The organism is Vibrio sp. M260118 (assembly GCF_036533755.1).
Classification (GTDB): Bacteria; Pseudomonadota; Gammaproteobacteria; order Enterobacterales; family Vibrionaceae; genus Vibrio.
The window spans coordinates 1-1,180 of sequence record NZ_JATABG010000608.1 but is presented as its reverse complement, the minus strand read 5'-3'; the positions used below and the strand labels follow the sequence as shown (position 1 = coordinate 1,180).

At 43.5% G+C, this 1,180-nt stretch carries 2 protein-coding genes; both read left to right on the top strand.

Going from position 1 to position 1,180, the window contains the following annotated elements; genetic code table 11:
• The first annotated feature begins 315 nt into the window (after nt 1-315).
• Nucleotides 316-657: a MobC family plasmid mobilization relaxosome protein gene (locus QTO00_RS19990; RefSeq protein ID WP_025534403.1), complete on the top strand. Its 342-nt coding sequence runs from the start codon at nt 316-318 to the stop codon at nt 655-657.
• A partial coding sequence (locus QTO00_RS19985) for a relaxase/mobilization nuclease domain-containing protein (protein WP_331426305.1) occupies nt 654-1,180 on the top strand: 527 nt, incomplete at its 3' end. The genes QTO00_RS19990 and QTO00_RS19985, both read left to right, overlap by 4 nt.

The following is a 1,180-nucleotide window of genomic DNA, read 5'->3' as shown; positions in this document are numbered from 1 at the left end:
GACTTACCCAATCTGAAAGCGACCAAAAAGATACCCAAATCACTCATAAATTTGAGTTGAAATGGGTAGGGGTCGGCGCAGCCGAAAGGGTGGTGTGCGCTAGCTTGGCTAGCCTCCTCTTTGCTCTTACTGTCATTGTTTGATACTTCATGATTTCCCTTATTTGCATTTCTTTATCTTACTTTCTATCTTTTGTTAAGCACATAAGCAAGGCTACACAAAGACCCCTCCACTTCGTTACGTTGTCATTGTGCCTTGTAAGGGACGCTACGCTCCCTTAACCCTAGTTAAAAGCACTCAAACTAAAGAATTGCCATGACTGAAAAGAAGAAAGTAATACGAGAAAAGTCCATCAAGATCAGAGTCACTGAGGCTGAACTTCAAGCTCTGAAAGATCGGTGTGATGGTGCGGAATTAGCTCCTTGGATGAGAGAGACTTGTCTTGGGGAACGGACTCTTAAAAGAGCCAATGTTCCTAAAGTAGACCCTGCATTATTGCGCCAGTTATCTGGACTTGGGAATAACTTGAATCAGATTACTAGAGTAGTGAATACCCAGAATTATGATGTCGTGAATGTGGTTCAAGTATTGGCCCAACTTTCAGCAATCGAGCGTCAGCTTGGGCAAATAATGGCAAAGTATGAGATCTCAGTATGATTGTTCAGTTCGCTCGTAGAGGTAAGGGTATTGGGAGTGGCCCTGTTGATTATCTCTTAGGGAAAGATAGAAATCGGGAGAGGGCGACACTCAATCAAGGCGATCCTGATTTAGTTCAATCACTCATTGATTCGAGTCCTTACGCCAAAAAGTACACATCGGGCTTTCTCTGTTTTGCTGAAACGGACTTATCACAAGAGATTAAAGATCGCCTCATGGCTGATTTTGAAAAGGCTTTGTTACCAGGCTTAGACAAAGACCAATACTCCATTCTTTGGGTAGAGCATCTTGATAAAGGGCGGTTAGAGCTGAACTTTGTTATTCCAAATATTGAGCTTCATTCTGGCAAGCGACTTCAACCTTACTACCACTTTGCAGACAATCCTCGTATCGATGCTTGGCGCACCATTCAGAATCTTGAACTAGGGCTTCATGACCCAGATGACCCTGCTAATCAGCAAGGCTTGGTGAGTGCTAAAGACACTCCATCCGATGCAAAAGAGATTCAGCAACTTCTTACCGA

What these genes read in the sequence shown, in the direction of transcription:
- QTO00_RS19990 (WP_025534403.1), top strand. Translation starts at nt 316, where the DNA reads ATGACTGAAAAGAAGAAAGTAATACGAGAAAAGTCCATCAAGATCAGA.